At 67.9% G+C, this 24,012-nt stretch carries 22 protein-coding genes; 16 read left to right on the top strand and 6 right to left on the bottom strand.

Annotation, left to right across the window (positions count from 1 at the left end; all coding sequences use genetic code 11):
- Positions 1-183: 183 nt before the first annotated feature.
- The 6 genes from ACT3HL_RS14030 to ACT3HL_RS14005 all read left to right on the top strand — a co-directional run bounded on the left by ACT3HL_RS14030 (position 184) and on the right by ACT3HL_RS14005 (position 7,583).
- The gene (locus ACT3HL_RS14030; protein ID WP_445087398.1) at positions 184-798 is read left to right on the top strand and encodes a nitrous oxide reductase accessory protein NosL; all 615 of its coding nucleotides are present in this window, start codon (positions 184-186) and stop codon (positions 796-798) included.
- On the top strand, positions 798-2,915 hold the full coding sequence (locus ACT3HL_RS14025) for a NosD domain-containing protein (protein ID WP_445087397.1): 2,118 nt from the start codon (positions 798-800) through the stop codon (positions 2,913-2,915). The genes ACT3HL_RS14030 and ACT3HL_RS14025 overlap by 1 nt, the downstream gene beginning before the upstream one ends.
- Positions 2,912-3,730: an ATP-binding cassette domain-containing protein gene (locus ACT3HL_RS14020; protein ID WP_445087396.1), complete on the top strand. Its 819-nt coding sequence runs from the start codon at positions 2,912-2,914 to the stop codon at positions 3,728-3,730. Before ACT3HL_RS14025 ends, ACT3HL_RS14020 begins: the two co-directional genes overlap by 4 nt.
- A complete protein-coding gene (locus tag ACT3HL_RS14015) occupies positions 3,723-4,664 on the top strand; it encodes an ABC transporter permease subunit (RefSeq protein ID WP_445087395.1) in 942 nt (313 codons plus the stop codon). Before ACT3HL_RS14020 ends, ACT3HL_RS14015 begins: the two co-directional genes overlap by 8 nt.
- A gap of 304 nt (positions 4,665-4,968) precedes the next feature.
- Positions 4,969-6,723: a 2-oxoacid:acceptor oxidoreductase subunit alpha gene (locus ACT3HL_RS14010; RefSeq protein ID WP_445087394.1), complete on the top strand. Its 1,755-nt coding sequence runs from the start codon at positions 4,969-4,971 to the stop codon at positions 6,721-6,723.
- Positions 6,720-7,583 (top strand): thiamine pyrophosphate-dependent enzyme, encoded by an 864-nt coding sequence (locus ACT3HL_RS14005; protein ID WP_445087393.1) that lies wholly within the window; start codon positions 6,720-6,722, stop codon positions 7,581-7,583. Before ACT3HL_RS14010 ends, ACT3HL_RS14005 begins: the two co-directional genes overlap by 4 nt.
- Before the next feature lie 152 nt (positions 7,584-7,735).
- Here ACT3HL_RS14005 and ACT3HL_RS14000 read toward each other — a convergent pair whose 3' ends face one another.
- Entirely contained in the window at positions 7,736-9,838 is a 2,103-nt protein-coding gene (locus ACT3HL_RS14000; RefSeq protein ID WP_445087392.1) for a methyl-accepting chemotaxis protein, read from the bottom strand.
- Positions 9,839-10,242: 404 nt separating this feature from the next.
- Between ACT3HL_RS14000 and ACT3HL_RS13995 the strand changes: the two genes are divergently transcribed.
- From ACT3HL_RS13995 to ACT3HL_RS13985, 3 genes are all read left to right on the top strand, one after another.
- Positions 10,243-11,478, top strand: a complete 1,236-nt coding sequence (locus tag ACT3HL_RS13995) for a digeranylgeranylglycerophospholipid reductase (RefSeq protein WP_445087391.1) — start codon at positions 10,243-10,245, stop codon at positions 11,476-11,478.
- A 93-nt stretch (positions 11,479-11,571) separates the two neighbouring features.
- Entirely contained in the window at positions 11,572-12,396 is an 825-nt protein-coding gene (locus ACT3HL_RS13990) for an aldo/keto reductase (protein ID WP_445087390.1), read from the top strand.
- A 104-nt stretch (positions 12,397-12,500) separates the two neighbouring features.
- On the top strand, positions 12,501-12,695 hold the full coding sequence (locus ACT3HL_RS13985) for a DUF7333 family protein (protein WP_445087389.1): 195 nt from the start codon (positions 12,501-12,503) through the stop codon (positions 12,693-12,695).
- 33 nt (positions 12,696-12,728) lie between these two features.
- On the opposite strand, the gene ACT3HL_RS13980 is transcribed toward ACT3HL_RS13985, so the two are convergent.
- Both ACT3HL_RS13980 and ACT3HL_RS13975 read right to left on the bottom strand, forming a co-directional pair.
- Complete coding sequence (locus ACT3HL_RS13980) at positions 12,729-13,835, bottom strand: DUF373 family protein (RefSeq protein ID WP_445087388.1); 1,107 nt, start codon at positions 13,833-13,835, stop codon at positions 12,729-12,731.
- 152 nt (positions 13,836-13,987) lie between these two features.
- Positions 13,988-14,911 (bottom strand): DUF7121 family protein, encoded by a 924-nt coding sequence (locus ACT3HL_RS13975; protein ID WP_445087387.1) that lies wholly within the window; start codon positions 14,909-14,911, stop codon positions 13,988-13,990.
- Between the two features lie 357 nt (positions 14,912-15,268).
- Between ACT3HL_RS13975 and ACT3HL_RS13970 the strand changes: the two genes are divergently transcribed.
- Positions 15,269-15,718, top strand: coding sequence for a DUF371 domain-containing protein (locus ACT3HL_RS13970; RefSeq protein ID WP_445087386.1), 450 nt, complete (start codon positions 15,269-15,271; stop codon positions 15,716-15,718).
- A 99-nt stretch (positions 15,719-15,817) separates the two neighbouring features.
- Entirely contained in the window at positions 15,818-16,651 is an 834-nt protein-coding gene (locus ACT3HL_RS13965) for an endonuclease III domain-containing protein (RefSeq protein ID WP_445087385.1), read from the top strand.
- Between the two features lie 75 nt (positions 16,652-16,726).
- On the opposite strand, the gene ACT3HL_RS13960 is transcribed toward ACT3HL_RS13965, so the two are convergent.
- The 3 genes from ACT3HL_RS13960 to ACT3HL_RS13950 form a co-directional block, all read right to left on the bottom strand.
- Complete coding sequence (locus tag ACT3HL_RS13960) at positions 16,727-17,215, bottom strand: DUF7332 family protein (protein WP_445087384.1); 489 nt, start codon at positions 17,213-17,215, stop codon at positions 16,727-16,729.
- Between the two features lie 103 nt (positions 17,216-17,318).
- Positions 17,319-17,702 (bottom strand): methylglyoxal synthase, encoded by a 384-nt coding sequence (locus ACT3HL_RS13955; protein ID WP_445087383.1) that lies wholly within the window; start codon positions 17,700-17,702, stop codon positions 17,319-17,321.
- A 167-nt stretch (positions 17,703-17,869) separates the two neighbouring features.
- The gene (locus tag ACT3HL_RS13950; protein WP_445087382.1) at positions 17,870-19,792 is read right to left on the bottom strand and encodes a beta-CASP ribonuclease aCPSF1; all 1,923 of its coding nucleotides are present in this window, start codon (positions 19,790-19,792) and stop codon (positions 17,870-17,872) included.
- A 333-nt stretch (positions 19,793-20,125) separates the two neighbouring features.
- Between ACT3HL_RS13950 and ACT3HL_RS13945 the strand changes: the two genes are divergently transcribed.
- The 5 genes from ACT3HL_RS13945 (at position 20,126) to ACT3HL_RS13925 (ending at position 23,956) form a co-directional block, all read left to right on the top strand.
- A complete protein-coding gene (locus ACT3HL_RS13945; RefSeq protein WP_445087381.1) occupies positions 20,126-20,617 on the top strand; it encodes a hypothetical protein in 492 nt (163 codons plus the stop codon).
- Between the two features lie 84 nt (positions 20,618-20,701).
- A complete protein-coding gene (proS, locus tag ACT3HL_RS13940; protein WP_445087380.1) occupies positions 20,702-22,168 on the top strand; it encodes a proline--tRNA ligase in 1,467 nt (488 codons plus the stop codon).
- A gap of 23 nt (positions 22,169-22,191) precedes the next feature.
- Positions 22,192-22,332 carry a hypothetical protein gene (locus ACT3HL_RS13935; RefSeq protein ID WP_445087379.1) on the top strand — a complete coding sequence of 47 codons (141 nt, stop codon included), beginning with the start codon at positions 22,192-22,194 and terminating at the stop codon, positions 22,330-22,332.
- A gap of 2 nt (positions 22,333-22,334) precedes the next feature.
- On the top strand, positions 22,335-23,150 hold the full coding sequence (gene dacZ, locus ACT3HL_RS13930) for a diadenylate cyclase (RefSeq protein WP_445087378.1): 816 nt from the start codon (positions 22,335-22,337) through the stop codon (positions 23,148-23,150).
- Complete coding sequence (locus ACT3HL_RS13925; protein WP_445087377.1) at positions 23,150-23,956, top strand: mechanosensitive ion channel domain-containing protein; 807 nt, start codon at positions 23,150-23,152, stop codon at positions 23,954-23,956. The genes dacZ and ACT3HL_RS13925 overlap by 1 nt, the downstream gene beginning before the upstream one ends.
- Positions 23,957-24,012: the final 56 nt, after the last annotated feature.

The raw sequence follows: 24,012 nt of genomic DNA, 5'->3' as shown, positions 1-24,012 counted from the left end.
GTCCCGGAACCGGAACCGAACCGGGTGACTGCACCGGTGTCAACCGTCGAATATCCACTCTGTTTCGGACCGCCGCGGCGCCAGCCCACGGACCGGTGCCGACGTCAGCGCCCCCCGGTTCGCGCCTCCCGAACCGCTGGAATCGTCCGGAGTGTTTTATCGAACACGCTCGTAGCCCCCGGTATGTGCGATGAGCAAGGTGGAGGGCTCGACCGCGGAAACCACGTCTCGATGCGCCGCCGGCGGTTCCTGCTCGCCGGCGCGGGAACCGCGGCGGCGTCAGTCGCCGGGTGTCTCGGAGGGAGTGGCGGGGGCGACGGCGACGCGCCGGCCGCGGTCACGGTCCCGGAGGACGCCACCTGCGACGTCTGCGGGATGGTGATCAGACAGCACCCGGGGCCGACGGCAGAGATATTCTACGCTGATCGAGAGCCCGAGGACCACGAGAACCCCGCGCGGTTCGACAGCACGTGGGAGGCCTATCAGTACGAGTTCGAGCGGGACGACGAGGGCTGGGAGGACGTCGCGTTCTACGTCACGGACTACTCCGCCGTCGAGTACGAGGTGTTCGAGGACGGCGGCGACACCCTCATCACGCGGCACTACGAGGCGTCGATGTTCGCCCCCGCGGCGGACGTGACGTACGTCGTCGACTCCGAGGTGAAGGGAACGATGGGCCGGGACCTGATCGGCTTTTCGGACCGGGCCGACGCCGAGTCGTTCCAGTCGTCACACGGCGGGTCGCTCACGGCGCACGACGGCGTCACGCCGGAAGTCGTCGCCGGCCTCGGAATGTGATGGCGGTCCTCTCGCCGACGGGGACCCGATGGCTCACCGTCGCGGTGACCGGGGCGCTCGTCGTCGCGAGCCTCTCGTTCGCGGTGACGCCCGAAAGCGGCGAGTCGCTGCGTCCGGTGGACTTCGCGGACACGGTAAGTATGGGCGGGACGGGAGTGGACGCCCGTCGCGCCGACGCGGAGGGGTTCGAGATCCCGCGCGTTGAGGTGTTCTACTCGGGCTACCGCTACGTCGTCGGCTACGTCGGCGTCGAGACGGCCGCGAGCGAGCTCGGCGACGCGAGCGCCCAGCGGCAGTTCGGCGATCCGCTGGCCGTCTACGTCTCCGACTTCTCGGACGTCGAGCCGAGTCTGACCGAAGACGGGTTCGTCGTGCCGGCGCGCGGCCGCGCGGTCGGCTGGACGCCCGCGGGGTCTGCGCACTTCGTCGTGGGGAGCGACGCCGCGGTGCCGTCCGGCCCGGTGACGCTTCCGTTCTCCGACCGGGCCGACGCCGAGCGGTTCGCCGCCGATCACGGCGGGGAGGTCGTCGACTGGAAGACGCTTCAGACCCGCGTCGGCGACCCGCTCCCAGCGCGGATCGAGCGGTTCGAGTCGTCGATCGACGAGCGCCGCGCGTGGGCCGACGAGACGGTCGCGGCCGCGTCCGCGCGGCGCGAGCGGCCAGTGAGCGTCGTGGTCGGCTCGAACGCCCCGACTCTCCCGACCGACACCGACGGGTCGGAAGCGGCTACCGGCGACGACGCGGGTGGCTATCGGATCGCCGACAGCGGTGACTACCCGGTTGCCGAGGACGTCGCGAGCGCGCCGACCGTCTCGGCGGCGCTCGCCGCCGCGCCTCCGAACACGACGGTCTACGTGCCGCCGGGAACGTACGAGGTCGACCGCGTGGTGGTGAACCGCTCGGTGACGCTCGCTGGAGCGGGCGCCGAGCGGGGCGACACCGCAGGATCTGACGAACGTGAGACCGTCCTCCGCGGCGACGGGAACGGGAGCGTCGTCTTCGTCCGCGCCGACGGCGCGGCCGTCGCCGACCTGCGGATCACCGGCGTCGGGGACGTTGGGAGCCGCGGGCGCGAGCTCCGGAACGACACGGCCGATTGGGACACGACCGTGCAGTTGGCGTACGGCTACGGCGACGCCGCCGTGGTCCTCGACGGCGCGGCCGGCGCGTCTGTCTCAAACGTCGCGATCGAGACGCCGGCGAGCGGCGTCGTCGCCCGGGAGAGCCCCGGTTCGTCCGTGGAAGGGCTGACCGTCCGCGGGGCCGAGACCGCGCGGGACGGCTTCATGGGCGTCGTCCTGATCGGCGCGCCGAGCGTGGTGCAGGAGTCGACGTTCCTCGGGGGGCGCGACGGGGTCTACACCCACCGCGCAGACGGGAGCGTCGTTCGGGACAACGGCGCGGACCCGGGCCGGTACGGCGTCCACGAGATGTACACGTCCGACGCGCTCGTCGAGAACAACACGGTCCGGAACGCGCAGGCGGGCGTGATCGTGATGACGCGGCCGACGGGGAACCTCGTCGTCGGCAACGACGTCCGGGCGAGCACCTACGGCGTGGTCCCCGCCGGCGGGGACTCCTACTACGCGCGGAACGTCGTTGCCGGCAACGAGTACGGCCTCCAAGTCGCCGGCGACAGGAACGTCTTCGCCGACAACGCCGTCGTCGGCAACGAGGTCGGCGCGCGGGCGAACGAGATCCTCCCCGCGAACTGGGTCGTGCGAAACGACGTCGTCGACAACGACAGGCGCGTCGAGTCGCGCATCGGGCCCCTTCGGACGTGGACCCACCGCGACCTCGGGAACCACTGGGGCGCGCTGCCGATCGCCGACGGCGACGACGACGGCGTCTACGACCGCCCGTACCGCCCCACCGGACCGGTCGACTCCCGCATCGGCGCCGTCTCCGGGGGAACGGCGCTGGCGCAGTCGCCCGCCGTCGCGACGCTGCGTCGCGTGCAGGACGCCGTCTCCGGCCTCCGCCAGTCGGGCGTCGTCGACACCGCCGCCCGGGCGGAGCCGTTCGATCCCGGGGCGGTCGATGCGGTCCGGGCGGACCTTTCGGGCGGCGGTATCGGCGATCAGAACGCCACGACCGGGGGTGTCGCCTCGTGACCGACGACGGTTCCGAGGCCGACAAACCCGCGGTCGCGCTCCGGGCGACGGGCATCGAACAGGCCTTCGGCGACGTGGAGGTCCTCGCCGGGGTCGCGCTCTCGGTCGACCGCGGGGAGGTCGCCGCAGTCGTCGGGCCGAACGGCTCCGGCAAGTCGACGCTGTTTCGGATCCTCGCGGGGATCAGCCCGCCCGATTCCGGAACGGTGACGATCCCCGGCGACGCGGGCGGAGCGCGGAGTCTCGGATACCTCCCCCAGCGCCCGGCGTTCCGGGAGGGGTTCACCGCGCGCGACACCCTCGAATTCTACGCCGACCTGCTTTCCGGCGTCGACGGCGACGAGGTGTCGGCGACGCTCGACCGCGTCGGGCTCGCGGGGGTGGCCGACCGGGCCGTCGGATCGCTCTCTGGCGGGATGACGCGGCTGCTCGGACTCGGCGTGGCCGTCCTCGGCGATCCGGCCGTGCTGATCCTCGACGAGCCGGGCAGCGGGCTCGACCCGGCGATGGTCGAACGGCTGTTCGGGATCGTCGGTGACCTCGCAGCCGACGGAACGGCCGTCCTCGTGGCCTCGCACGAGCTCCCGGCCGTCGAGGCGCACGCCGACTCCGTCTCCGTCCTCGACGCCGGCGGCTTCCTCGCGAGCGGCTCCCCGGAGGCGCTGCTGGAGGAGTACGACGCGGCGTCGCTCTCGGACGCGTTCCTGCGGATCGTCCGGTTCGAGTCGGGCGAGTCGACCGTCAGAGCCGGCGTCGAGAAGACTTCTGACGACGACGAAACCGCGGGGGACAGGGAGGTCGAAGCCGATGAGTGACTCGAACGCGCCAGAGCGCGACGACCCCGAGACGGGCGGCGAGACCGGCAGCCAGACCGGTGGCGAGACCGGTCGCGGCGAACGGTTTGGTGAGCGGATCGATCGGCTACAGGGCGACCTCTTCGTCGTCGCCACGCGCGAACTCCGGACGGTGGTCCGAACGCCGGCGCTGCTCGCGCTCTCGGCCGCCTTCGCGCTGAGCGTCGGCGGCGTCGCGTGGGCCGGGACCGGGGGGAGCGGCGGCTTCGTCCCGCTGACGCTCGACCTGCTGACGTTCGTGGAGGTGCTGGTGCCGCTTCTGGCCGTCGCGTTCGGCTACCGGTCGATCCTCGGCGACCGACAGACGGGCGAACTGGACGTCGTCAGGACGTTCGACGTCGACCGAGTCGCCTACGTCGGCGGCGTGTACCTCGGGCGCGCGCTCGCGCTCGTGACCGTCGTCGTCGGCGCGCTCCTCGCGGTGGGGCTTTCCGTCCCCTACCTCACCGCGGACATCCCCACGTTCCTCGCGATCAACGAGGCGGCGGACTCGGGCGTGCGATACGTCCGGTTCGTGGCGCTCTCGGCGGTGTTCACGCTGGTGGTCCTCGCGGCCACCGTCGCGATTTCGGCCGCGACCCGGACGGTCCGGACCGCCTTCGCGCTCGCGGCTGCGCTCGTCGTCGCGCTCGTCCTCGGGATCGACACGGCGCTCGTCGCCGGCCTCGCGGGGGGCGTCGTTCCCGACGGTGGGCTCGCGGCGCTGCTCGCGCTCAGTCCGAACAGCGCGTACCGCGGGCTCGTCCTCTCGGCCGCGATCGGCGTGATCGGCGAGGCTGACGTCGCCGCGGGCGCGCCCTTCGCGAACCTGCTCGGGCTCGTGGGCTGGTGGGCCGGCAGCCTCGCCCTCGCCGTCTGGCGGGTGTGGCCCGCCGTCGACGCGCTCGAGGAGTGATACTGCGTGTTCTCGTCTCGTGCCGGTGGGCGCTCGCTCCTCGTTGACGGCGCTCACCGGTACAGGGAGCACAACCTGTCCGAGCGTACCGAGAGCGCAGCGGCTTGGAGATGGCCTCGCTCGCGTCCGAACAGAACGGATGACGATTCAACATTTATTGACGCAATACTCGCTGCGATCTGGATGATTGTCGATTACTTCACGAATAAGATAATATCTGTGAATTTCTGATGTTCACAGATCGTCCCCTTTTTCAAAGGCTTTCAGAAGGCTTTTCTTCGATCCACGGGAACACGTTAGCCACATGCCTGCGGACTTCAACTGGGCCATCGGCGGGGAAGCCGGCGATGGCATCGACTCGACGGGGAAAATCTTCGCCCAAGCGCTCTCCCGTGCCGGGCGACACGTGTTCACGTCGAAGGATTTCGCATCCCGGATCCGAGGCGGCTACACGGCGTACAAGGTTCGGACCGCCGTGGATCCCGTCCAGAGCGTCGTGGACCGACTCGACGTGCTCATCGCACTGACACCGCGCACTGTCGAGGAGAACCTCGAGGAGCTCCACGAGGGATCCGTCATCATCTACGACGGCGAACGGACCACGATGGAGAACATCGAGATCCCCGACGGAATGATCGGTCTCGACGTCCCCCTCAAGCGGCTGGCCGAGGAGGCCGGCGGGGCGATTATGCGGAACGTCGTCGCGCTCGGCGCCGCGTGCGAAGTCGCTGATTTCCCCATCGAGAACCTCGACAGCGCCCTGGAGAAGCGCTTCGGCTCCAAGGGCCAATCGCTCGTCGACAACAACAAGGAAGCCGCCCGCAACGGCCGCGAGTACGTCGCCGAGGAGTACGACCACGACTTCGAGTACGACCTGGAGACGACAGACTCCGACTACGTCCTGCTCAACGGCGACGAGGCCATCGGAATGGGCGCGATCGCCGCAGGCTGCAAGTTCTACGCGGGCTATCCGATCACCCCCGCGACGAACGTGATGGAGTATCTGATCGGCCGGATCGAGAACTTCGGCGGACACGTCGTGCAGGCCGAAGACGAGCTGTCGGCGATCAACATCGCCCTCGGCGCCGCTCGGGCGGGCGCGCGCTCGATGACGGCCACGTCGGGTCCCGGAATCGACCTGATGACCGAGACGTTCGGACTGGTCGCGACCTCGGAGACACCGCTCGTCATCGTCGACGTGATGCGCTCGGGTCCCTCGACCGGGATGCCGACGAAGCAGGAACAGGGCGATCTGAACATGATGCTGTACGGCGGCCACGGCGAGATCCCGCGGTTCGTCCTCGGGCCGACAACGATCTCCGAGTGCTTCTGGAAGACCGTCGAGGCGTTCAACCTCGCGGAGAAGTACCAGACGCCGGTGTACGTCGCCGCGGACCTCTCGCTCGCGGTGACCGAACAGACGTTCCCGCCGGAGGCGTTCGACATGGACGCCGTCGAGATAGAGCGAGGAAAGGTCGTCGACGAGGAGACGATCGGCGAGTGGCAAAACGAGAAGGGGCAGTTCAAGCCGCACGCGATCACCGACGACGGCGTGTCGCCGCGGGCGTTCCCCGGGACGGCCGAGGGCGCGCACATGTCGACGGGCCTCGAACACGACGAACTCGGCCGACGGACCGAAGACACCGAGATGCGCGTCGAACAGGTCGACAAGCGCACCCGGAAAGTCGAGACCGCGCGGACCGAAGAGGACTGGTCGCCGCGCGAGTTCGGCGACGCCGACTCCGAGAACCTCGTGATCTCGTGGGGATCCAACGAGGGCGCGATGGTCGAGGCGATCGACCTCCTCGAAGAGGAGGGCGTCGACGTGCGGTTCCTCTCGGTCCCGTATCTGTTCCCCCGACCGGACCTCGAAGCCGAGATCGAACCGGCCGAGAACGTCGTCGTCGTCGAGTGTAACGCCACCGGGCAGTTCGCCGACGTCGTCGAACACGACGCGCTCGCGCGCGTCGACCGCGTGAACAAGTACGACGGGGTGCGGTTCAAAGCCGACGAACTCGCCGGAGAGATCAAATCGACCCTCCAGGAGGTAAGCCAATGAGCTCGGACGTTCGATTCACGGACTTCAAATCAGACAAGCAACCGACGTGGTGTCCCGGATGCGGCGACTTCGGGACGATGAACGGGATGATGAAAGCGCTCGCGAACACGGGCAACGACCCCGACAACACGTTCATCGTCGCCGGGATCGGCTGCTCGGGCAAGATCGGGACGTACATGCGCTCCTACGCGCTCCACGGCGTGCACGGCCGCGCGCTCCCGGTCGGTACGGGCGTCAAACTCGCGAACCCCGACTTGGAAGTGATGGTCGCCGGCGGCGACGGCGACGGCTACTCCATCGGCGCTGGTCACTTCGTCCACGCCGTCAGACGGAACGTCGACATGACGTACGTCGTGATGGACAACCGCATCTACGGCCTCACCAAGGGACAGGCCTCGCCGACCTCGCGGATGGACTTCGAGACGTCGACGACGCCGGAGGGCCCCCAGCAGCCGCCGGTCAACCCGCTCGCGCTCGCGCTCGCGTCGGGCGCGACGTTCATCGCGCAGTCGTTCTCGACGGACGCCCAGCGTCACGCCGAGATCGTGCAGGAAGCCATCGAACACGACGGCTTCGGGTTCGTCAACGTCTTCAGTCCCTGCGTGACGTTCAACGACGTCGACACCTACGACTACTTCCGCGACAGCCTCGTCGACGTCGCCGAGGAGGGACACGACCCGACCGACTACGACGCCGCCAAGGACAAGATCCTCGACGCCAGCAAGGAGTACCAGGGCGTCATCTGGCAGAGCGAGAAGTCGATTCCGTACGGCGAAAAGCACGGCCTCGACACGGACACCTCCGAGATCGACGAGGGCGCGCCCGAGGGCGCGATGGACCTCGTCCGCGAGTTCTACTGACCGACGACACACCGTACGCAGGCGCTTTTCCTCCGCATCCCGACTGGAAAGTCTTCCGTCCTTGTCGAAGCGGACGTAACGCGGTCCGGTCGCGTCGGTGAAAATAGCAGGTCGGGAAGACGGGCCCCAGCGATCGAACGGAGAGACGGGCCTCAGCGATCGAACTGGAAGCCGCTTCCGCCGTCGGGCTGCGCCGCTGCGACCTCCCCGGTCGCCGTCGTCGACGGGGCGGTCGAACCCGACTCCTCGAGCGCCGACGGCGCGTCCGTCGCCGCGTCGTTTCGGATCTCGAACTCCGAGAGCTCCTCGTGCAGCGACTCGGCCAACCGGGTGAGATGCTGGATGTTGTCGGTCGCCTCCGAGAGCGACGCGGCCTGCTCTTCGGTGGCTGCGGAGACGTTGCTCGCCTCCGCCGCCGTCTGCTGACTCACGCTCGACACCTCGTCGGCCATCGCGACGACCTCCTCCGAGGAGGCGGCCTGATCGTCGGTGGCGTCGCTGATCTCCTTGATTCCGCCCTCGGCCTGCTCGACGGCGACGGCGATGTCGTCGAACGTCTCGATCGCGTCCTCGATGGTCTCGGAGCCGCGCTCGACCTGCTCGCTCATCGATTCGATCTCCTCGACCGTCTCGGCCGTCATCGACTGCACGTCGGTGATGCTGGCTTCGATCTCGTTCGTCGCCTGGGACGCCTCTTCGGCGAGCCCTTTGATCTCGTTCGCGACGACCGCGAATCCCTCGCCGGCCTCGCCCGCCCTCGCGGCCTCGATCGACGCGTTGAGCGCGAGGAGGTTCGTCCGCTCGGCGATCTCCGTGATCATCTCGGTGACTTCGCCGATCTCCTCCATCTCCTCGTCGAGCGCGTCGACTTTCGAGGCGGCCTCGTCCGCGCGCGCTTCGATCGACTGGATCTCCGCGGTCGCCTCGGCGGCGTACTCCTGGCCGGCCTCGCTCCGTTCGACGGCCGTCGAGGCCGTCGAGGTGACTTCCTCGGCCGAGGAGGCGATCTCCTCGACGGTCGCGGACATGTCGTTCATCTCGCCGGCGACCTCGCTGAGGCTCTCGCTCTGGCTTTCGGCCCCCTGTGAGATCTCCTCGACGGAGCCGGCGACCTCTTCGCTCGCCTGCTTGATCTCCTCGGCGCTGCTGGAGACCTCCTCGCTGGAGGTGGCGACCTGGTCTGCGATCTGCTGGATGCTCCCGACGCTGTCGCTCAGCTGCTCGATACCGGTCTCGAGGTTCCGCAGAACGTCGCCGTACCCGCCGGGGCGGTCCGTGTCGATGCGCTGGTCGAGGTCGCCTCGGCTGATACCGTCGCTCGCCCGCCGGATCTCGGCGAAGCTCTCGGTGAGCTCGTCGGTTCCGCCGTCGATTTGGGACATGATGTCGCCGTACACGCCGGGGAAGTCGGTCTCGACGTCCCGCTCGAAATCGCCGGACTCGAGGTTCCGACTGACGGCGTCGAGCTCGTCGACGATCCCGCGGAGGTTCGTCTGGAGTTGTTTGAACGCGTCGATCATCCGGCCGAGCTCGTCGTCCTCGACGTGGTCTTCGACCTCGGTGTCGAGGTCGCCCTCGCTGGCGGCGACGGCGGCCGCGGACACCTGTGCGACCGGGAGCGTGATACGGCGGGAGACGAAGAGCCCCGTCAGCACGGCGACGACGAACGCGCCGATCGTCAGACCGAGGATCTCGAGTCGGCTAGTCTGCGTGGTGCTGTCTGCGGCGGCGACCTGCTCGTTCATGTCCGCCTGCGCCGACTCCTCTATCGCGTGGGCGTTCTCCTCCATCTCCACGCGCAGCGCGTTCATCTCCGCGGCCTTCTCGGCGGCGAGTTCCGTGTCCTGCGCCGCCACGGCGGCGAAGAACTCCTCACCGAGCACCTGGTACTCCTCGTGTTGGGACTGGATCTCGGCGACCCGCGACGCCTGCTCGTCGCTCAAGTGCGTCCCCTCCAGCCGGGAGGCTTGCTCCTCGTACCGTTGGGCGGCCTCTTCGAAGTCGGAGGCGGCCCCCGATTCCCCGAGCCGTGCGGCCTGTACCGCCCCGTGCTGTTGCTCGATGGCGACGATCAGTTCCCCTGACGCGTCCATCTTCTCGCCGTCTTCTGCGATCAGGTGCACCTGCTCGTCGACGGTCCCGACGGCCTGATAGCCCACTACGCCCGTGACGGCGACCAGCGCCGCCACGAGGAGAAACGCGAGAACGAGTTTTGGCCCGATCCCGAGTCGGTCGATCGTCAGTCTCTCAATCATCGTGATACCGATGTCAGCGAGGGCTCACGTATGAAGCTACCCCCCCAGTTATCATCGGTGAGAAGTTTCCACTCGCCGACGCTCGAGGAGCGACGGCGCGGTTGCGACTGATCGCTCACGCGATCGCCCGACGGCGTTCGATCGCGGAGGCGAAGACGTGCGGACGGTGCGACAGCCGTGCCGCGTTCGTCTCCATCGTAATTCCGCCCTCCCGCGGGCGTCAGGAACGTTCCCGCGTGTTTTTTATCTGCGTCCTGATTTACCACGAGTGACTATGACCTCGGACGCCGCGACGGCCGCTCGAAGACGCGGGATGGCTGGACGGTACGTCCAGCGCGGCGTCCGCGCGACCACCGCACCGGGACGCCGGTGCGCGCAGCCAACGCACACTACGGAACTACGCTATGTCTGAGTACTACGACGTTGTCATCGCCGGTGCAGGCCCGGCCGGAGCACAGTGCGCGCGAGACCTCGCCCAGCGCGAGTACGACGTGCTCGTGCTGGAGGCCGAACCCGAAGACGGGTTCCCGCGGCAGTCGAACAAGTCCACGGCGGGGACGTTCGCGTCGATGACGGGGGCGTTCGGGATCCCGGACGACGTCGTGATGCACTACACCGACGAGGTCGTCCTCGAGTCTCCGAACGAGCACTTCGTCCAAAACCAACCCGGCGCGGTCCTCGAGTTCGCGGACTTCAAGCGGTGGCTGGTGGCCGAGGGGCGCGAGCACGGCGCGGAGTACCGCTTCGACGCCCGCGCGAACAACCCCATCACGGAGGACGGCGAGGTCGTCGGCGTCCGCTACGCCGGCGACGAGGAGGTGTACGCCGACATCGTCGTGGACGCGACGGGGCCGGCGGCGCCGCTCGCGAAGAAACTCGGCGTCTGCGACCTCCAGCGGAAGCACCAAGCGGTCGGCATCGAGTGGGAGATGGAGGGCGTCGACCTCGATCACGCCGGCTTCGCGGACCTGACCGACGCGATGATGCTGCGCCTCGATCACGAGTACGCGCCCGGCGGCTACTCGTGGATCTTCCACACGGGCGGCGACACCGCGAAGGTCGGCCTGTGCTACATCCAAAACGAGAGCTACCAGCACTTCGGCGACACGTCGAAGAGCATCGACGATCACCTGCACCACTGGCTGGAGACCGATCCCCGGTTCGCGGACGCCCAGCGCATCGCCGACAAACAACAGCACCGCGGCAGCGCACACATTCAGATGCCCGACGGGCTCAGCACGGACGGCTTTATGGCCATCGGCGACACGGTGCCGACCATCGACCCGCTGTGGGGCGAGGGGATTCACAAGTGTATGGAGTCCGCGCGCGCGGCCGCCATCACGGCGGACCGCTGTCTGATGGGGTCGGAGACGGACACGTCGGCGGGGGCGATGGCCGTCTACGACGACCTCTGGCATACCCGCGTCGCGCCGGATATGCGCACCCGGTTGACGATGACCCAGCTGCTGTATCTCGCGTCGAACGACCGCTACGACCGCCTGATGGACGACCTGAACGCGATGGGCGTAGAGACGCTCAGCGACGCCAACGACGGCAGCATCCGCGGCCTCTCGAGGCTCGTCCACCTCGACGACGTGCCGTTACTCGTGCGGTTCGCGAAACAGCGGCTCTCCGAGTGACGCGTCGGCTGGAGGGGCGACGCGGCGGCCCGCCCAACGACGGCGCAGCCCCGGCCCAAAACTCCTAACCGGCCGGCGGACCTCCACTCGCGTATGAGTCAGCACGACCAGCGACGCGCACCGCTCGCGAACGAAATGCCGACGCTCGGTCTCGGCACGTGGAAGAACGACGATCCCGAGGCCTGTGCGAACGCCGTCAAGCGGGCACTGGAGGCGGGCTACCGCCACATCGACACGGCACAGGCGTACGGCAACGAGGAAAGCGTCGGCCGCGGGATCGAGGCCGCGGACGTCCCCCGCGAGGAGGTCTTTCTCGCGACGAAGGTCTGGATCGACAACCTCGCGTACGAGGACGTCCTCGCCTCGACCGCCGAGAGTCTCGACAGACTCGGCGTCGACGCCGTCGACCTCCTCTACGTCCACTGGCCCTCGCGGGCGTACGACCCCGAGGGGACGTTCCGCGCGTTCGACGAACTCGTCGACGCCGGGAACGTCGACCGCGTCGGGATCAGCAACTTCCTGCCCGAGCAGGTCGACGAGGCCATCGAACGCGCCGACGCACCGATATTCGCAAATCAGGTCGAGATGCACCCGCTCCTCCAACAGGAGGAACTGCGCGAGCACTGCGCCGAGCGCGACGTGGAGATCGTCGCGTACTCGCCGCTGGCGCGCGGGCGGGTCTTCGACGTCCCCGAACTCACCGACATCGCCGAGAAACACGACGCCAGCGAGGCGCAGGTGTCGCTGGCGTGGCTCCGCGAGAAGGGCGTCACCGCGATCCCGAAGGCGACGAGCGAGGCGCACATCCTCGACAACTGGGGGTCGCTCGACGTCGATCTCGACGACGAGGACGTCGCCGCCATCGATTCGATCGACCGGACGGAGCGGCGGGTCGATCCGGGGTTCGCGCCCTGGTGAGGCGGTCGATCGCCGGTCGTACCACCGAGATGCCGACCGCGTCCGTTCCCGACGGCTGCGAACCGAGGTAACGACTTTGTCGCGGCGGTCCCAACGGCCGGCGTATGGACTACACGCTAGCTGTGACCGTCGGTGCGCTCCTCTCGCTGGTGATCGTCGGGACTGCCGTGCTGATCGCCGCCGGGGTGATGGCGACGAGCACGGTGTTGATGATGGTGACGCCCGCGATGCTCGTTTTCGGCGCGGTGTGCGTCGCTCTCGGTGTCAAGCACGGCGAGCACCGCGCTCGGACGTCGTGAGCGGTCACGCGCACGACGAAGGGCTCTACACGGTCACTGCGCGACGTCCTCGAGCGAGTCGCCGCTCACGCTCGCGGCGACTCGGACGCCGACGACGCTGACGACGATGCCGGCGACGATGAAGACCGCGAGCCGTTGCTGGGGCGTCACCACGTAGCCGAAGAACCGGGGATCCGCGAGGACGGCCTCCCGCTGCAGGAACCACCCGGCGAACCCGCGGACGACGAGTCCGAGCGCGACGACGCCGAACGGGAGGTTCAGATAGGGCGTGCTGATCCCTTCGGTGCCGATGAGTTCATCGAGGAGGCGCCCCGCGCTCGCGGTGAGCGCGGCGAGCGCCAGCCACGGGACCGCGCTGTAAGTGAACTGCATCGTCCGAACGACCACCGATTCGGGGCCCATCTGCGGCGTGACCGAGAGCGCGCCGAGGAAGATACCGATCAGACCGAGTCCCAGACTGACCGCGTAGGTGACGACCGAGACGCGGCCGGAGTACAGCGCCTCGCGGACCTGCTCGGGGACTTCCGAGAGGTACTCGTCGATCGCGAGGCCCTTGTATAACAGCACGGCTCCGAGCAGGGCGGCGAGGCCGGCCAGCGCGACCGCCGGCGAGAACTGCGTCAGCAGGATCGGCAAGAACAGAAGCGTCGCCCCGAGCGGTACGAGGACGGTCGTCCGGAGCTCCTCGTCGGCCAGAAACTGCTTGAGCAGGTAGTACGACGATTCGATGTCGTGCGCCTGCCGGACGACGACCCGGTCGACGGAGTCGACGCGAACCCGGCTCTCGACGACCGGCACGACCCGCTCGTCGTCGGCGGAGTCGACAACGATGATCGCCGACTCCGGGTCGTACGTCGCGCAGAGTTCGTCGACCTGCGCGGAGAGCGAGCGGTCCGCGCCGACGAGCGAGTCGCCGCCGCCGGAAACGACCGCTACGACCGTCTCCTCGCGCTCGTCGCGGAGGTCGCGGGCGACGCGGAGCGCTTCCAACAGGCAGTTGACGCTCGAGTCCTCCGGATCGGCGAGGCCCACGTCGGTGACGAGCGACTTGACGGCCTCCCAGCCGACGATCGGCGTCTCCAGCCCCGCCGCTCGGCCGATGTCGCTCGACCGGTCGACGCAGAGGACGAGTGTCGTCACGGTCGTGCGAAGGCCTCACTCGGTTAAAATATTCCCGGTCGGCGGCCCTGTGGGTCGCGGTCGCCGTGGTGTCGAAACGTTGCGAATCGCAGTCGCTGGACGCGTCGAAAAAGACAGAGAAACGAAAACCGCTCGGCGTCGCGCTCCGGCGCTTAGAGAAGCCCCGTCTTCTGGAGCTTCATCAGGTCCTCGGTGTCGAGGGTTTCGCCTTCCTTGAACTTCTGGTAGATCTCCTCGGCCTCCTCCTTGGCGGCCTCGCGCTCCTCGGCGCGCTCGTCCTCGCGCTCTTTTTCCTCCTGCTTGTCGAGTTCGCGCAGGCGTTTTTGGACGCGGACGAAGTCCTCGTGGTGGCGGTCTGCCGCCTCCTGGGCCTCGACGAAGAGCTCGTGCATCGCGTCGGCCTCGTCGCGGATGTCGTCGGCCTCGCGGTAGGCCTCGATCATCTGGTTGTGATGCTCTTGGGCCTCGTCGGCGAGCTCCGTGACCTTCTGGTGGTGCTGGGACGCCTCCGAGCGGACCTCCTCGGCCTCCTCGATGAGCGATTCGAGCTCGCCGCTGTCCTCGACTTTGTCCTTCTTCTGGCTGAGCTCCTCGCGCTTGTTCTCGATCTTCTCGATGAGCTCGCGCTCGTCTTCGGTCGAGAGCACCTCGGTCTGCTGGCGGAACTCGAGCTGTTCGATCTCCTCTTGCAGCTCCTCGATGCCCTTGCCGTCGTCGAGCTCGAGGTCTTCTTTCATCTGCTCGACTTTGTCGAACAGCTCGTTCGCCTGCGCGTTGAGCTCGTTTCGGCTCTCTTTGTGCTCTTGGACCTGCTCGTTGAGCTCGTCGCGCTTCTCGCGGTGTTCCTGCGCCTCGTCGACCTTCTCGCGCGTCTTGGCGTTGAGGTCGTCGCGCTTGGAAGCGCGCTCTGAGGCCATCTGGTTCAGCTCGTTCCGTCGGTCGCGGAGCTGTCCCGCGACCTTGATGAGCTGTCCCTTAGACCCGTTTTCGAGCTTGTCGTCGGTAAGCTCGATGTTGTCTGATTCGTTGAGTTTCTGTACGTCGTATTCGGTAAGAACGTCTTGCTGCGTCACCATACGTGATCAATCCTCGATACCATCACCGCTCCGGACCGTGGCGGCCGCTCGTCGAGCGCTGTCGACCGTGGATAAGAATTCCCGATCATTCTGCGTGCTGTGCCGCCGGAACGCCGGAGGCGTTCTGGTATCTACTCTTTGACGTCTACCCCATATAAATCTGCCGATGGGGTGAGGTCCTGAAAATCACTCGCACGCCGCGTGTATGTGCCGTGTGATGGATTCTCAGTGTCCTCGAAGAGTATATAAAATAAAGTGGTACTGGGTCGCACACGCGGTCGGAGTGGCCGGTCCGGTGTCGGGTCTCGGCGGCCGCGAATCGAGTGGGACTTACCGGCTCGGATCCGAGCACGGGGCGTGCGAGAAGTCGTCCACGCGCGCGGGCACGAGAACGTGTCCGCCGAGCACGCGAGTACGTTCGAGGTGACGAGCGACGACTGGCTCACGCCCGCCGGCGACTGCATCCTCGCCGTCGAGGCCGACCGCGTCCCCGCTGACTTCGAGGACGCGTTCGTCGAGGCCTGCCGCGACCCCGGCGCGACGATCCGGGCCGTTCTGACGGTGACGTCCGAGGGGGGCGAGACCCACGCGCAGACGGTGACCGGCAGGGGGCATCCGGACCTCACGTTCGAGAACGAGCGCAGTCACGTGGGACGGACGAGCGACTACGTCGACGACCGAACGGTCCTCGTCGGGGCCGACGCGGCGGCCGGCGATCTCGACCGCGACCTTGTCGACGCGCTCGCGGAGGGCGCGGCGCTCCGACTCGAACTGGTCGTCGACGGCGACGCGAGCGAGTCGGCGTAACCACCGCGATTCGGTGACGACGCGAGCGCGTCGGCGTGGGCGGGTCGGCCGACGGCCGCATCCAGACGGCTTTTGACGCCCGGTCTCGAAGGCGCGGATATGCCCGAAGAACCGCGGGAGAACATCAGCGGGGGCGAGGACGGCAGCGCCGCCGCGGTGTTCGAGGCCGGGACGGCCGGGACGCGCGCTGAGGCCGTCGTCGACGAGCTCGGCGGGCTGTACTGGCAGAAGACCTACGGCGGCAAGGACGCCTTCGAGTCGCTCGTGCGGACGATCCTCTCACAGAACACGAGCGACGTGGCCAGCCAGCCCGCCCACGACGCGCTGATGGAGCGGTACGGGGCGGACGGCGAAGTCGATGAAGCGAGCGCGTCCGGCGTCGACCTCGCGGCCGCCCTCGCGGACGCCGAGCAGTCGGAACTGGCGGAGACGATCTCGTCGGCGGGGCTCTACAACCAGAAGTCGGCGATGATCGTCGGCGCGGCCGAACGGGTCTGTGAGGAGTACGGCGGCGCCGACGGATTCGACGCGTTCGTCCGAGGCGAGGACCCGGGCGAGGTGCGCGAGGCCCTCTTGGACATCCACGGCGTCGGTCCCAAGACCGCCGACTGCGTCCTGCTCTTCGCCGGCGGCCGCGACGGGGTTTTTCCGGTCGACACGCACGTCCACCGGATCGCCCGGCGGATGGGTCTGGCCCCCGCCGACGCTGACCACGAGGCCGTCCGCGAGCGTCTCGAGGCCGACGTGCCGGGCGAGAAGTGCGGCTTCGGTCACACCGCGATGATCCAGTTCGGCCGCGAGTACTGCACGGCGCGGAAGCCGGCGTGTCTCGACGGCCCGGAGGCGTGCCCGCTGTACGACCTCTGTGACCGCGTCGGCGTCGACGAGGTCGGGGAGTCCGTGGTCGATCCCGCGGAAGCCGCGATCAGGTAACGCGTTCGACACCGCGGGTCCGGAGATCCTTCTGACGGTGCGGCAGACCGCTTTCTGACGGTTCAGCAGACCACTTCAGCAGTCCCGCGTCTCGACGCCGGAGACCGGTCCCCCTGTCGGCTCGTACGTCGAGTCGTCGAACGAGTCGGCGAACATCGGCAGCGAGAGGCGGTAGTCGAAGAGGATCACGAACGAGTCCCAGACCGCGCTCTCGGTGGCTTCCTCGGGCGTCTTCTCGAGGAGAACGCCGGTCCGGAGTTCGAGCAGGTCCGAGTCGAGGGCGACACCCCGCGCCGCCAGCCCGAGGGCGCTCGGCGGCGCGGGCGACGTGAAGAGCGACGTGTGAACCGTCACGTCGATATGTGGGTTGCCGTCACCGATCGTGAGGTCGTGACCGTCTCCCGGGAAACACCGCCGCTCCCCGTCGGCGCCCGAGTCGCCGGTCGACTGCGCCGCAACGGGAGCGGCGGCGAGGGAAGCGGCACCGACGGCCGAGACGACGAGCGCGAGCGCGACAAGGAGACGAGCGACGACAGTCGCGGAGGGATGACCTCGACGGCGCATACGATCTGGTTGAGTGCTCTTCGGATTAAGTCTCGCGGCGCAGTTCTCAGTTCTGAGAGTGCCGTACGGGAGCCGCCGCGAGCGACCGGCGGTGACACGGCGGCTACGGTTCGGCGTCGAGCCCCCGGACGAGTTCGTCGAGGACGGCGTCCGCGCTGGCGAGGTTCGTCGCCAGCGGCACCGCGTGCACGTCGCAGATCCGCAGGAGCGCGGTGATGTCGGGTTCGTGCGGCTGCGCGGTCAGCGGATCGCGCAGGAAGACGACGCCGTCGCAGTCGCCGTCGGCGATCTCCGCGCCGATCTGCATGTCGCCGCCGAGCGGTCCCGACTGCTTGCGCTCGACGGCGAGCCCCGTCGACTCCCGGAGCCGCTCGCCGGTCGTTCCCGTCGCCAACAGGTCGAAGCGGCGGAGGTCCTCGAGGCGGTGCTCCGCGAACGCGATCATGTCGGGCTTTTTGGCGTCGTGAGCGATCAAAGCGAGGCGCATACGGACGCTCCGGCGAGGGCGGCAAAGAGCGTTCGGCAGGGCAGGCAGGAAAGGACGGGCAGCGTCGGGACAGGCCAGACAGTAGGGTAGGGTGGACCGGTCAGAACAGAGTGACAGGGTCTAGGACAGAGAAGAGACAGGAACGATCAGCGGCGGTCAGTGCACCGTCACCGGAACCGGAACGTTTCGAGGTTCTTCGGCGAGAACGTCCGGAGGTTGTGGTCGTGATACAGCCCCGAGGAGAGGTCTTGAATGGCCCGTTCCTCGCCGTGGACGCAGAGGACCTTCTCCGGGCGGGGGTTCATCGTCTTCACGAAGTTCTCGAGGCCCTGCCGGTCTGCGTGCCCGGAGAACCCGCCGACGGTCTCGACGTCCATCTCGAGGGCGACCGGCTCCGAGCGCCCGACGGCGTCGCCGCCGGGGATCTCCGCTAGCCCGTTCTGGATGCGCCGACCGAGCGTCCCTCTCGCCTGATACCCGACGAAGACGAGCCGCGAGTCCGGGTCCGGGCCGAGGTGACGGAGCCAAGACCGGACCGGTCCGCCGGTGGCCATCTCCGACGGCGAGAGGACGATACAGGGGTCTCCGTCGGCGATCTCCCGCCGCGTTTCGTCGCCGGCGTCGACGCTGACGAACTCGCCGGCGAGGAACGGGTTCTCGTCCTCGTCGAAGAGGCGGGAGCGGAGGTCGTCGCGGAGGTACTCGGGGTAGGTCGTATGGATCGCCGTCGCCTCCCATATCGTCCCGTCGAGGTAGACGGGCATCCGCGGGATTTCGCCCTCGCGCATCGTCGCTTCGAGGACGAGCATCATCTCTTGGGCGCGGCCGGCCGCGGACGCGGGAATGAGGACTGTCCCGCCGCGTTCGTACGTCTCGGAGACGAAGGACGCGAGCTGGTCCTCCGCGTCCTCGCGGTCGGTCTGGTAGCCGTTTCTGCCGCCGTACGTCGATTCGAGAACGAGCGTCTCGACGCGCGGGAAGTCGTTGACCGCGCCGTCGAAGAGTCGCGTGTCCCCGTAGTGGATGTCGCCGGTGAAGGCGACGTTGTAGAGGCCGTCGCCGACGTGGAAGTGCGTGATCGCCGAGCCGAGCGCGTGACCGGCGTTGTGGAGCGTCAGCTTCACGTCCGGCGCGATGTCGGTGACGTCGCCGTACTCCAGCGGGATCGTGTGCTTGATCGCCTCGCGGACCATCTCCGGCCCGTAGGGCAGCGAGCGGCCCTCGCTCTCGCTGTCGGCCTTGTCGAGCGCGTCGAGCTGGAGCAGCCCCATCAGGTCGCGGGTCGGTTCGGTCGTGTAGACCGGGCCGTCGTAGCCGTACTTGAAGAGCAGCGGCAGGAGGGCGCTGTGATCGAGGTGCGCGTGCGTCAGGACGACCGCGTCGATCGAGTTCGCGCCCGCTCCGAGCGCCTCGGGAACGTCGAGGTAGGGGATGTCATCGGACCCGGGCTTGTCGCCAATGTCGACGAGGACACGCGTCTCAGACGTCGAGAGGATGAACGCGCTCCGGCCGACCTCGCGGCAGCCGCCGAGGGTGGTCACGCGGACCCACTGCTCGTCGGAGAGCTGTTCGCGGTGGATCTGTCGGCCGACGCGTTCGAGGATCTGCCGTCTGTCCTCCCGCTCCTGTCGGAGGAGATCACGGACGTTCGAGACCGTCGAGGACTCGATCGGCGCCGTCCGGACGACCTCCGGGGTCCAGCCGACCGCACCGGTGATCTCCCGGAGCGTCGCGCCGCTGCGACCGATCACCACCCCCGGCTTTCTGGCCTCGATGACGACCTCCCCGGTGTCCTCGTGAAATTCGAGGTCGGTGACGTCGGCGTCATCGGGGATGACGTCGAGGATGCGGTCTCTCGCGCGATCGGGCGGCGAGAGCGCCGTGGGATCCGGTCGGACGGTGATCCGCTTGCGTAGCGTCCCGGCGAGGTCTCTGATGAGGCCACCGTCCTTGGCGAACCGCTTCGGGTCACGCGTGTAGATGACCAGCTCCGGGCCCTCGTACGTGACGTCCGACACGGAGATGTCGGCCGGTAGTTCTCGTGTGACCGCTGCTTTCAACTCTTCCAGTTGCTTATCTACTGAGCTCATAACTGAGAGCGGTCCGTCGGGATCGTCGCAGACGGACGACTGATCGGGGAACTCCGGTACCTTCCTCGAAGTGATATCGGCTGAGAGCGCATAGGACGAACGTAGTGCGTAGTGAACGGCTGTCTCTGGCGATCCTGCCGCGGAGAGGCTGGAGAACCCGCTTGTTCCGATGTACACCTGCCCGGATATAAAAGCCTTCGCAAAGTCGAACCGACGGTCACCACAACACCGTATCTCCAACCGCCGTCCCACTGCCGCAGCACCGAAGCCCACTGCCGCAACACCGAAGCCCACTGCCGCAACACCGAAGCCCCGCCGCCACCTCCCGGAGGTATGAACGTCACTCCCGAGCGCGTGGCGGCGGAGGCCAAGTGGATCCACGACCGCGCGGACGTGGTCGTCCCGATCATCAACGACGCCCGCTCGGAGCTGGGGGCGCTGTTCGGCGTCGACGTTGCCGCCGTCTCCGAGGCGACGTACCGCGAGGAAGTCGCGGCCGTGTTCGCCGACGGCGACGTGGCCGTCAACGCCGCCGGGTACGTCGGGCTGCTGCGCGAGTTGGACGTCGCCGGCGACTACCCCGGCTTCGTCGTCGACGAGATCTTGGGGCGGGAACTCGCCGCGACGATCGCCGGCGGGACGCCGCTCTCGCTGCTCGCGCAGGCGACGTTCCACTTCGCGGACGTGACGACGCACTCCGCGGGCGGGGCCGGCATCGACGACCTCGACGCCGCCTTGGCCGCGGGCTTTCAGACCCGACTGCCGGGGTGGTCCTGGCGCGAGAGCGAGAGCCCGTTCGCCGTCGATCCCGAGCGGCTGGGGTGAGACGTCACTTCGGCGGCACCCGCTCCACGGGCGAAGCGGGGCGCTTCAGGGGATTTAAGACCGCAGTGCGGTTGGAAACACGTAATGAGCGACGATCAGGAACTCGGCATCACCGAGTCGAAAGAACACAACACGGGCGAGTGGTACGCCGAGGTCGTCCAGAAGGCCAACCTCGCGAACTACGCCCCGGAGGGGATGAGCGGCTTCATCGTCACCCGCCCCCGCGCCTACGAGCTCTGGGAGCGCGTGCAGGGACACCTCGACGGGCTGTTCAAGGAGACGGGGGTCCAGAACGCCTACTTCCCGCTTTTCATCCCGGAAAGCTACCTCGAGCGCGAAAAGGACATCGTCGAGGGGTTCGACCCGGAGGTCGCGTGGGTCGACCGCGCGGGCAACCAAGAGCTCGAAGAGCCGCTGGCGGTCCGCCCGACCTCCGAGTCGATCATCACGCCCTATATCTCCCAGTGGGTTCGCAGCCACCGCGACCTCCCGCTGCGGGTGAATCAGTGGGCCTCCGTAGTCCGCTGGGAGGCGACCGAGACGAAGCCGTTCTTCCGCACGAAGGAGTTCCTCTGGCAGGAGGGTCACACCGCGCACGCGACGCGCGAAGACGCGTGGGCGGAGACGATGCAGCGCCTCGACCAGTACGAGGCCACCTACGAGGACCTGCTGGCGATGCCGGTGCTCCGCGGGGCGAAGCCCGAGCACGACAAGTTCCCCGGCGCGGACACGACGACGACCGTCGAGGCGCTGATGCCCGACGGCAAGTCCGTCCAAGGGGCGACCTCACACTACTTGGGGACCTCCTTCGCGGAGGCGTTCGACATCACCTACACCGACGAGGACGAGGACGAAGCGATCGCTCACACCACCTCGTGGGGGCTCTCCTGGCGCGCGCTCGGCGCGCTCATCATGACGCACTCGGACGATCAGGGGCTCGTCCTGCCGCCGGCGATCGCCCCCGAACAGGTCGTCGTCGTCCCGATCTGGCAGGCAGACACGAAAGCCGACGTCCAAGAGTACGCCGAGGGCGTCGTCGGGGAGCTGGAGGCGGCCGGCGTCCGCGTCGAACTCGACGACCGCGACGAGCGAAATCCGGGCTTCAAGTTCAACGAGTGGGAGCTGAAGGGCGTCCCCCTGCGGATCGAAATCGGCCCCAACGAGGCCGACGACGGGACGGTCACGCTCGTCCACCGCCCCGACGGCGAGTCGGCTGAGGCCGCCCGCGAGGACGTCGCCGAAACCGTCCGCTCGCACCTCGACGAGGTGTACGCGAAGCTGTACGCCGCCGCCGAGGAGAACCTCACCGAGAACGTCCGCGAGGCCGACAGCCGCGCGGAGATCCTCGGAACGATCGGCCAGCACGGCGGGTACGTCAAGGCCCCGTGGTGCGGCGACGAGGCGTGCGAAGCCGAGATCAAAGAGCAGATCGCCGCCGAGATCGTGATGGTGCCGCTGGACGACGAGGACGCCGAGATCCACGATGGCGACGACTGTGCCATCTGCGACGACGACGCCGTCGAGACCGCGTACTTCGCGAAATCGTACTGAGCGCGTCGCCGGGGTCGTCGCTGTTGGAACTCGACGCCGCCGACCGCGGCCTCCGTCGACCGCTGTTTCTCGCGTTCGTCATTCGCCCGTCAGCCGCGCGTCGGACTGATCTCAGCGCCGAGAACGTCCCACAACGCTTTACAGCGCAGGGCGAGTACCGGTAGCAATGTCGGCGTTATCGGACCTCTTGGGAGATGTCGTGTCGGATGTCGATGGCGTGTTCCTGTTCTCGCCGAGCAGTTCCCACTACGAGCGGTTCGCCGACGCCGACCTCGACGAGTCGGTCGTCGTGATCGCCCCGGAGAACGCCGTCGACGCCGAGACGTTCGTCGAGCTCCCGCTCGAGTTCGACAACGTCAGAGACCGGCTCAAGTTCGGCGCCGAGGGGGCGCTGGAGCACGGACTCGTCGAGGAGGGCGACGTCGTCGCCTGCAGCGTGCGGATCTTCGGGGGCGATCCCGACGCGGTGGTCCGCATCCGGGTCGACGAGGGGATGCGCTCTGGGATCTACGACCTGTTCGCGAACTCCCGGGCCGATTCGGGCGTCATTCGCGACGTCTTCGAGGTGGCGATCGAACTGGGCAAGAAGGGCCAGAAGGGCAGCCCCGTCGGCGCGCTGTTCGTCGTCGGCGACGCCGGGAAAGTGATGAACAAGTCCCGGCCGCTGTCGTACAATCCCTTCGAGAAGTCCCACGTCCACGTGGGCGATCCCATCGTGAACGTGATGCTCAAGGAGTTCTCCAGACTGGACGGCGCGTTCGTCATCTCGGACTCGGGGAAGATCGTCAGCGCGTACCGCTATCTCGAACCGGCCGCCGAGGGCGTCGACATCCCGAAGGGACTCGGCGCGCGCCACATGGCCGGCGCGGCGATCACCCGCGACACGAACGCGACCGCGATCGTCCTCTCGGAGTCCGACGGCCTCGTCCGCGCGTTCAAGGGCGGGAAGATCATCCTGGAGATCGATCCGGAGGAGTACTGATGCGCGGACCCCTCCAGTTGCAGATCGATCTCGGTCCGCTTCCGGAGGTTTTCAGCGCCGTCCCACGGACGATGTGGGCCGCGCTGATCGTCGTCGTCGTCGGCATCCTCGCGGCGCTGGTGCTGGGGTCGCTCACGACACGGGTGCTCGTGCACCTCGGCGTTCCCGAAGCGATCGAGGGGACGGCCTTCGAGCGGACCGCCCACGAGTTCGACACCTCGACGGTCAAGGTGCTCGGCACGTTGGTCCGCTTTTTCGTCCTCGGGATCACGTTCCTTGCCCTTCTCTCGATCGCGAACGTCACCGTCGCGGCGAGTTTCTGGAGTCGAACCGTCGAATTCGTCCCGCAGCTGTTCTTCGCGGTCGTCATCCTCATCGTCGGCGTCGTCGTCGGCGACAAGGTTCAGCTGATGGTCGGCGAGCGCCTGACCGGGATCAAACTCCCGCAGATCGGCATCTTCCCGCGGCTCGCGAAGTTCACCGTCTTCTACGTGGCCGTGCTCGTCGCGCTGTCGCAACTCGGCGTCGCGACGCTCGCGCTCGTCGTCCTCCTCGGCGCGTACCTCTTCGCGCTCGTCTTACTCACCGCCGTCGCGCTCTCGGACCTCCTGAAAGCCGGCGCGGCGGGCTCGTATCTGCTGTTGAATCAGCCCTACGCCATCGGCGACGAGGTCGAAATCGGGGCCAAGCGGGGGATCGTCCAAGAGGTCAATCTGTTCGTCACGCACGTCGAGAACGACGGCGAGGAGTTCATCGTTCCCAACAGCGCGGTGTTCGAAGAGGGCGTCGTTCGGATCCGTCAGTAGTCGGTCTTCGAAGACGCCGGCGGAGCACTCACCGGAGATCGGCTTCGCGTTTCGCC

The sequence above is a fragment of the Halobellus sp. GM3 genome, assembly GCF_052545375.1.
The sequence above is the reverse complement of the archived record's forward strand: the minus strand, read 5'-3'. Positions and strand labels throughout refer to the sequence as shown.